Below are 8179 nucleotides of genomic sequence, written 5' to 3' on the forward strand. Positions count from 1 at the left end.
ATCACAAAGCTTCGCCTGCGGCTCACCCCTTTAATTCCAGCTTCACGCATCAACCTGCCTACGCGCTTATGATTGACCCTGACTCCACGATCGGCCAATTCAACGGTAATGCGGGGGCGGCCATACGTACAATCACTTTTGCGGTATATCGTCATGATCTGCTCGATCAATCGGCGGTTGGCAATGATTCGCTGGTTGGGCGTGCGTTTAGCCCAGTCATAGTAACCGCTGTGCGATACACCAAGTGTTTCACATAGAATACGAGCCGGAAATTGTGCCCGGTTTGCCTTGATTAATTGGTACACCTTTCCAATCAATCTTTGTTGTTTGCAAACCAGGCCGTAGCCTTTGCCAATATGTCACGCTCCATCTCCACGCGTTTGAGCTTCTTACGCAATTCCATCAGCTCCTGCCGTTCGTTAGAATTTAAGGGAGTGCCACTCGATGCAAAAGTAGTGACCGTTGCCTGAGGCCGATATTGAACACCCGCTGCATGACACCAGGTTTGGATCGAAGTGTAGTGGCAGCCAAATTCTTTGGATAATTGCTTGGGACATTTGCCTAATGCTACCAATTTCACCATCTGGTGACGAAATTCCGCCGGGTAAGCAGGTTTATAGTTTTGTGTCATATTTCTTCTCCTTTAAACTGAACATAATGTGTCCGTTCTAAGGGGACAACTCCAACTCCAACTCCAGTGCGATAGAAACAGAAAATGCCTCAACTTTGAATGTAATGACTCTTGCCCAGCAAGAGGCGAAGACAACAAAGGCGGCTAAGGAGGATGCCAATGGTTAATTCATCATTTCACCAGGCTCGCGCGAAACGCTACTCACACCGATGAGATCTGGATCAGATTACATAATAGTAATAATCGTGGACAGGTATCTCGGAACATGAATTAGGTATATACTGAAAAAAACGTTGGTGGCTTTAATAAATGTTGGATAGTTTTGTTTTGAAGTTCCATCCACCAGTCGCTAAGATTTTATAGAAAAATCTATCTCTGTTAACACATCGTTATAAAAGGAGAAATTAAGTATGAAATTGATATCAACAGCAATCGTAGCCGGAACATTCGCATTTTTTATCGGTACTCAGGCTTGGGCATCGGATGCAGGTCATACCTCAGAAGCGATGGAGCATGCAGGGAAAGCTCAGGCTCACGGTGAAATGGGGCATGCCAAGGAATCACTTTCGCATGCAAAAGAAAGCTTGGCGCATGCAAAAGAAGCTGGCAAGGAGCATGCTGAAGCCCATAAACACATGGATGAAGCGATCAAGCATTTGGAAGAAGCAATTAAACATGCTGAAATGGGCCATGGCCAGGAGTCTGCCAAACATGCCGAAGAAGCGATGAAACATATGCGTCAATCCGGCCATTGATAATAAAGTCATTTTTCCCCTCCAACTCGCGAGGGGAAAATTTTATTGATTAGCTCTTCGCTCCCATTTCCGAAGCCAGTTTTCTCGATAACTGAGCCGCTTCATCGGAAACTTCATTATCCAGCCACCCATGCAGATGGCTGCACGCAATATCCGCCAATGCCTGAATCCAGTCGTTGCGCTCGTTCAGACAGGGAATATAATGAAATTCCTTACCGCCTGCTTGAACAAATATATTTTTCGCTTCAATCGCAATTTCTTCCAGTGTTTCCAGACAATCGGACACAAATCCGGGACATATCACATCGACACGCTGTGTTCGTGCCTTGCCCAATTGCTCCAGAGTAACGGCGGTATATGGCGTTAGCCATTTAGCCTTGCCAAAACGCGATTGAAAGCAAACGGCATATTGGTTCGCGTCCAAAGCCAATGCTTCAGCTAGTAGCCGTCCGGTTTTCTGGCAAGCACAATGATAAGGGTCGCCTTTATCCAAGCTAGAACGCGGGGTGCCGTGAAAGCTGATAATTAATTTGTCCGGGCGTCCGTGTGCGCTCCAGTAATCGCGCACATTGTGTGCGAGTGCCGCGATGTAAGCCGGATGATCGTGATATTGTTTGACGGTGCGTATAGCCGGTTGATTACGCATCCGGCTTAATACCGTGAAGACATTATCCATTGCCGCTGCGGTGCTGCTGGCAGCATATTGGGGAAAGAGCGGAATGACCAGAATGCGCTCGCAACCTTGCGCCTGCATATTTTGTAGAATGGTGGCCACAGAGGGTTTGCCTATATTCATCGCGTATTCGACCATGGGTGGATTTTTTAACCGGATTTGTAACATTTCCCGTAACAGTTTTGTCTGCCGTTCGGTGTGCACTTTAAGCGGTGAGCCTTCCGGCATCCAGATTTTTGCGTATTTTTCTGCCGATACCTTAGGTCTGAAAGGTAAGATAAAACCATGCAGAATTGGCCACCAAATTAGTCGGGGCACTTCAATGACACGAGGATTGCTGAGAAACTCCTTGAGATACGGGCGTAGCGCTTGAGCCGTTGGCGCGTCAGGCGTTCCTAAATTTATTAACAGTACGCCGGTTCGATTGCGCGAACCATGCTGATAGCGAGATTTTGAGGTCATGGATTCTAAAGTTTACCTTCATCTGGGAAAATAATTAATTAACAGAGTTAGAGCTTGGGTTTTACTGGATATCGGCAGAATGAGAAAATGCAATTGTATTGTGGGTCTTGTCATTGATGGCCAGTAATAAGTCCGGTGAGTATAAGCTCAATGTTGCGACAGGCTGTTGGAAAGCAGTTTCGCAGTAATGTCGACAATTGGGATAATGCGCTCATATGCCATGCGTCTAGGGCCGATCACACCGACTGTGCCTACAATTTTTCCTTCCATTTCATAAGGTGCGGTTACCACACTGAATTCTTCCAGCGATGTGCTATCGGATTCGCCGCCAATAAAGATTTTTACGCCATGTGCCTGCCGGCTTAATTCGAGCAGTTGCAACAGCTTGGTTTTGCGTTCAAATAGCTCAAATAAATTTTTCAGGCTGCTCATATTGTCAGAGAAATCATCAACTTGTAATAGATTATGTTCACCAGCCAGCACCACGGCCTCGCTGCTCTCATTGACTGCATCGCCACCCATTTCAATCGCTGCGCTCATGAGACTGATCATCTCACTACGCAATTGTTTTAGTTCGCTGCCCAAGCGATTGCGAATCTGATCCAATGTACAGCCTGCGTAGTTCTGGTTAATGAAATTGCCGGCTTCGATCAGATCGGATTGGCTGTAAGGGGTATTGGTAAAGAGAATGCGGTTTTGTACATCGCCCTCAGGTGTTACGATAATCAGCAGAATGCGCTTCTCGGATAATGCCATAAACTCCACATAACGGAATATTGCGCCTTTCCGTTTTGGCGTAATCACGACACCGGCAAAACGGGTCAATTCTGATAACAGTTGTGAAGCCGCGCTGATCAGGCGAGAAGGATTGTCAGGATGCAGCTGATTTTCCAGATGGCTCAATTCAATTTTATCTAATGTTTTCACTACCAGCAGCGTGTCGACAAAAAGGCGATATCCCTTTGGAGTTGGAATCCTTCCCGCTGAAGTATGCGGACTGACCACGAGTCCCATTTCCTCCAGATCAGCCATCACATTACGAATAGTCGCCGGACTGAGATCAAGTCCGGAAAATTTTGATAGTGAACGCGAGCCGACTGGTTGGCCATCGTGGATATACCGTTCTACCAGCGTTTTCAATAATATCTGTGCACGTTCATTTAGCATGGCGTAATTCTACACGAATCAGCAGAATCCATAGTTTGGTTGTAAGAGTAATTTGTCGAATCTCATCTATGCTAAACTTCCCCGATGGTGGGATTCCCCAGATGAGCTTGGCGTTGCAATCGTAGTATAGGTATTTTTGAAAGGGTTTGTATTGTTGATTAGCTATGTTCAATTTGGTTATTTTCAACTTTGCTTGCATTATTTTGAGATTAACCTGCTTAATTTTAGAGATAACTTTAGTATTTAAATTTAATTTTTTTGCAATACAATTACAGTAGGCTATTTTCCTGAGTCATGAACTCTTCATTTTCCGCCATCGCGCTGATCGGCAAACATAAAAATCCTGAAATTGCGATATCACTGCTGAGGTTAGCTGAATATTTAACGGCGAAGAATTATACTGTTCTGCTGGATCATCTCACGGCATCACAGATCGGTAGCGATAAATATCCGGCGCTGACTCTGGAAGATATCGGCGCACAGGCCGATCTGGCAGTAGTAATGGGTGGTGATGGCACCATGTTAAATATTGCACGAATGCTGGTTTCCTATGATGTGCCCTTAATCGGGATTAATCAGGGAAGGCTCGGTTTTCTTACTGATTTATCAGTAGACACAATGTTTACATCCCTTGATGAAATACTTGCGGAGAATTACATTACCGAGCGGCGCATGCTGTTATATGCCGAAATTATTCGTGATGGTGTCAGCGTTTTTGGCAGTTTGGCATTCAATGATGTGGTTCTCTATCGCGGCATGAGCAGCGGCATGATTGAATTTGAAGTAAGAGTCAATAGCGAGTATGTCAATACACTGCGTGCTGATGGATTGATTGTGACTACACCGACTGGATCGACTGCTTACGCGTTGTCTTCCGGCGGCCCGATTTTGCATCCCGGGCTGGATCTGATAGCGCTGGTGCCAGTCTGTCCGCATACCCTCAGTAATCGCCCCATCGTAATCGGACCGGAAGCTGTTGTTGAAATTCAGATACAAAGTTGTGTGAATGTGCGCATAAATTGCGACAGTCATTCCTGCTTTGATCTGGATCTGACGGACAGTATTATCGTGCGGCGTTTTCCCAAGACAGTGCGATTGTTACACTCGATCAATCACAGTTATTACCGCATGCTCAGAGAGAAACTGGGTTGGAGTGAGTTTCCTTGATGTACTTCGCACTGAATGCACTTCCATGCTAAGGCACCTGAGTATAAAAGATTTTGTCATTGTAGAGTGGATTGAGCTTGATTTCTTGTCTGGTTTTACAGTTCTGACTGGAGAAACGGGTGCAGGAAAATCAATTCTGATTGACGCGCTGGCACTGACTTTGGGCGAGCGCGGCGATGCCAGTCAAATAAGACTGGGTTGCGAACGTGCTGAAATCAATGTGACATTTGATATCAATCATTTGCCCGGGTTATTACTCTGGCTGAACGACAATGACTTGCAGGGTGATTCCGATAGCTGTTTGATGCGCCGTATTATAGAAACCAGCGGTCGTTCGCGCAGTTACATTAACGGACATGCGGTTACACTCCAGCAATTACGCACTGCGGGGGAATATCTGGTAGCCATTCACAGTCAACATGCGCATCAATCCCTATTGCAGAAAGATGTGCAGCGTGAATTGCTCGATGCTTTTGCAGGCAGGGATGATTTGATACGAGGAGTTAAGCTGACGTATCGACACTGGCAAGATTGTCATCAACGAAGGGTAGCCATGCAGCACCGTGCAACGGAATCACAGGACAAGCGTGAGCAGCTCGAGTGGCAATTGCAGGAATTAGTAACGTTAAATTTTACGCTAGAGGAATGGCAAGCCTTGCAAGCCGATCATCGCCGGTTATCCCATGTGGCTGCTTTGCTTGCTGCAGCGGATACGAGCATTGATACCCTATCTGAAAGTGAATATGCCGCGTTGATGCAAATTAATGCTGCGAAAAATCAATTGCAGGATCTGTTGGAATTTGATCAGCAACTCAAATCCATTACCGATTTGCTTGATTCCGCGCAAATCCAGCTGCAGGAGGGAATTTACGAGTTGAAGCATTATCGCCAGAGCCTGGATCTGGATCCCCAATTGCTGCAGGGGATCGAGCAACGAATGTCCGAGATTCATGCGACGGCGAGAAAGTTTCGTGTAACGCCGGAAGAATTACCGCATTTGTTCGATACCACCACCAGCCTGCTGGAATCCCTGGGCTCAGAATCGGATATCAGCCATTTGCAAGCGCTTGAAGCCGCGGCGTTGACTGACTACCTTAGTCAAGCCGAGATGCTGAGTCAGGTACGGAAAAAAGCCGGTAAAGATTTGTCATTGCAGGTGACTGCGGCAATGCAGACGATTGCGATGGTTGGAGGTGAATTTTCAGTGTCATTGATGCTATTGGAAACAGGTAATGCCAATGGTCTGGAGCAGACTGAATTTCAGGTGGCTGCGCACCAGGGTCTGCCGCTGCGACCCTTGGCAAAGGTGGCTTCAGGAGGAGAGTTGTCACGTATTAGTTTGGCAATTCAGGTGATTACCAGCAAAGTGGGTGTTGTGCCCACGCTTATCTTTGACGAAGTCGATGTCGGGATCGGCGGACAAGTCGCGGAGATTGTCGGTCTTTTATTAAAGAAGCTTGGAAAAGACCGGCAAGTTCTGTGCATTACGCATTTGCCGCAGGTTGCTGCGACCGGTGATCGGCATCTGCAAGTGATGAAACGCATTAATCAACAAGAGAAAAATATGCAGGTGGTGAGCAAAATCGCGCTTCTAAATCCGCAGGAACGCATTGAAGAAATTGCCCGTATGCTTGGTGGCGTCAATATCACGGAAACCACGCGGCGGCATGCGGCAGAAATGCTGCAAAGTGATGCTGGCGATTAGTTTGCTGAATCCTGCCGGTCAATACATGTGAATGGCATGTATGTTATATCCTGTTCAAGCCGACCCGGATTTTTGAAAAGAAAGACTTAGTGACGATTCAATGCCGTTTCCAGCATCACTAAGGCAATACTCTGTTGTATGGCGATTTGCTTGGGGTCTTTTTCTTTAAGCGCACCTTCCTGGATCTGTTCCCGGGTTATGGCGTAGTAAATTTTCTTTCCATTCCGTGAAAGTAGTATCTTGTGCCGAATTCCGCAATCAGTCAGCAATTTCAATGCATGGTTGCGGCTTACGCCTTCGAGTGCTTCTGATATTTCTTTTAAGCTAAGCATGGGTTGTTTTCCATTTTTGATAGATTGACTGGGTTATCCAAGGATAGTGGAATCCTCAGCAATTCAAAGTGGTCATTAAATATAGTAAAGAATTGGACAATAATTTCCTCTATGATTTCATTGCCTTATTTAGGTTATTAATTAATGGTATTTTAATGCGGAACCTCCGGTTTTTTATTTTCTACCTTATCTGACGATGAACACGGCGCCATTCCTAACGGATAAAGTGATGGGTACCGATTGAGTCAACGATCATCCGCCGGTAATGTTCGGATTTGCGGATTTGTAATAATTCGAGATTGCTGAAGTTATCGGTCAAGACCGTTCCATGCGTCGAATCAATATCCAATAATCGTTGTTTCAGCCATGCACGATTGGAAAAAGGTATGGAGTCATCGTCCAAATTGATGGCATGATTGGTTGCGAGAAAAATGAAATCATTAAAATCGGTGCCTGGATCGGAAATGAATACTTGTTGATGCGAAAAGACTTGCGCTAATGTTCTTGAAACAGAGGCCAGCGCCGTATTTTTGCCGCGATCCAGGAATGAGACAAAATTCAGTGCAAGAATCCCATGCTCTGAAAGCAGGCTGTGCAATTGGGTTAATGCTTCAACAGTCAATAGGTGCGTGGGTTCGGTGCCGCCAGTGAAAACATCCAGAATGATTAAGTCATAAGGATCTTTGAGTTGACGGATTTCATAACGTGCATCTCCGATGATTCTGCGTCCTGTCGGCATAAAGTCGAAATGCTCACTGGCCGCTTCAGCAACAGCCGGATCAATTTCCAGCGTATCCGTTACAATTGCCGCCTTATTCAAAGCCGTAACCATATGTCCGGCGCCTTGGCCAATTATGGCCTGTTAACACTACCTAAGTGCTTCGACGATAAGAGCGAAATGGATGAATGAGAGAAAGATGATATCCAGTTTGTCGAATCTGGAGAATATTCGACGAAAGCCCTTGAGTCTGCGGAATAATCTTTCGATCTCATTGCGTTTTTTGTACATGGCGCGGTCATATTCCCAGGGCTCCAATCGATTAGTTTTGGGTGGGACAACCGGGATATAACCGAGCTCCAATGCAAGCTGTCTGGTTTGATCACCTTCATAAGCACGATCCATCAGCAGATGAGTAGGTGAAGAGACGGGGCCGAGCGCTAACAAGAGTTGTCGCCCTTCCGGTGCATCATGCGCATGCCCCGGAGATAAGGCAAAGGTTATGGCTGTTCTGGCATCTGCGGCAACCAGATGAATCCTGGTGGTCCAGCCACCTCGGGATTTACCGA

Annotated in this window: 10 protein-coding genes; 3 read left to right on the plus strand and 7 right to left on the minus strand. The window is 46.2% G+C overall.

Going from position 1 to position 8179, the window contains the following annotated elements; all coding sequences use genetic code 11:
- The coding region (locus tag C4S39_RS14475) for an IS3 family transposase (protein WP_146059780.1) at positions 1–305 on the minus strand (305 nt) is incomplete at its 3' end.
- A gap of 8 nt (positions 306–313) precedes the next feature.
- Complete coding sequence (locus tag C4S39_RS14480) at positions 314–631, minus strand: hypothetical protein (RefSeq protein ID WP_103967648.1); 318 nt, start codon at positions 629–631, stop codon at positions 314–316.
- Between the two features lie 410 nt (positions 632–1041).
- On the opposite strand from C4S39_RS14480, the gene smbP reads away from it, so the two are divergent.
- A complete protein-coding gene (smbP, locus tag C4S39_RS14485; RefSeq protein ID WP_062557500.1) occupies positions 1042–1386 on the plus strand; it encodes a small metal-binding protein SmbP in 345 nt (114 codons plus the stop codon).
- A 49-nt stretch (positions 1387–1435) separates the two neighbouring features.
- On the opposite strand, the gene hemH is transcribed toward smbP, so the two are convergent.
- Positions 1436–2521 carry a ferrochelatase gene (gene hemH, locus C4S39_RS14490; protein ID WP_103967649.1) on the minus strand — a complete coding sequence of 362 codons (1086 nt, stop codon included), beginning with the start codon at positions 2519–2521 and terminating at the stop codon, positions 1436–1438.
- A gap of 147 nt (positions 2522–2668) precedes the next feature.
- Complete coding sequence (gene hrcA / locus C4S39_RS14495) at positions 2669–3688, minus strand: heat-inducible transcriptional repressor HrcA (RefSeq protein ID WP_103967650.1); 1020 nt, start codon at positions 3686–3688, stop codon at positions 2669–2671.
- Between the two features lie 294 nt (positions 3689–3982).
- Between hrcA and C4S39_RS14505 the strand changes: the two genes are divergently transcribed.
- A complete protein-coding gene (locus tag C4S39_RS14505; protein WP_103967652.1) occupies positions 3983–4855 on the plus strand; it encodes an NAD kinase in 873 nt (290 codons plus the stop codon).
- Positions 4856–4880: 25 nt separating this feature from the next.
- On the plus strand, positions 4881–6560 hold the full coding sequence (recN, locus tag C4S39_RS14510; RefSeq protein WP_103967653.1) for a DNA repair protein RecN: 1680 nt from the start codon (positions 4881–4883) through the stop codon (positions 6558–6560).
- A gap of 86 nt (positions 6561–6646) precedes the next feature.
- On the opposite strand, the gene C4S39_RS14515 is transcribed toward recN, so the two are convergent.
- The 3 genes from C4S39_RS14515 to C4S39_RS14525 form a co-directional block, all read right to left on the minus strand.
- Complete coding sequence (locus C4S39_RS14515) at positions 6647–6892, minus strand: hypothetical protein (RefSeq protein WP_103967654.1); 246 nt, start codon at positions 6890–6892, stop codon at positions 6647–6649.
- A 214-nt stretch (positions 6893–7106) separates the two neighbouring features.
- Positions 7107–7724: a spermidine synthase gene (locus C4S39_RS14520; RefSeq protein WP_258039465.1), complete on the minus strand. Its 618-nt coding sequence runs from the start codon at positions 7722–7724 to the stop codon at positions 7107–7109.
- Positions 7725–7760: 36 nt separating this feature from the next.
- On the minus strand, positions 7761–8179 hold a 419-nt coding region (locus tag C4S39_RS14525; RefSeq protein ID WP_146059781.1), incomplete at its 5' end, for an IS5 family transposase.

Source organism: Nitrosomonas ureae (assembly GCF_900108305.1).
Taxonomy (GTDB): Bacteria; Pseudomonadota; Gammaproteobacteria; order Burkholderiales; family Nitrosomonadaceae; genus Nitrosomonas; species Nitrosomonas ureae_B.

Coding starts and splice junctions, on each gene's coding strand:
- C4S39_RS14480 (WP_103967648.1), bottom strand. CDS start 631: ATGACACAAAACTATAAACCTGCTTACCCGGCGGAATTTCGTCACCAG.
- smbP (WP_062557500.1), top strand. CDS start 1,042: ATGAAATTGATATCAACAGCAATCGTAGCCGGAACATTCGCATTTTTT.
- hemH (WP_103967649.1), bottom strand. CDS start 2,521: ATGACCTCAAAATCTCGCTATCAGCATGGTTCGCGCAATCGAACCGGC.
- hrcA (WP_103967650.1), bottom strand. CDS start 3,688: ATGCTAAATGAACGTGCACAGATATTATTGAAAACGCTGGTAGAACGG.
- C4S39_RS14505 (WP_103967652.1), top strand. CDS start 3,983: ATGAACTCTTCATTTTCCGCCATCGCGCTGATCGGCAAACATAAAAAT.
- recN (WP_103967653.1), top strand. CDS start 4,881: ATGCTAAGGCACCTGAGTATAAAAGATTTTGTCATTGTAGAGTGGATT.
- C4S39_RS14515 (WP_103967654.1), bottom strand. CDS start 6,892: ATGCTTAGCTTAAAAGAAATATCAGAAGCACTCGAAGGCGTAAGCCGC.
- C4S39_RS14520 (WP_258039465.1), bottom strand. CDS start 7,724: ATGGTTACGGCTTTGAATAAGGCGGCAATTGTAACGGATACGCTGGAA.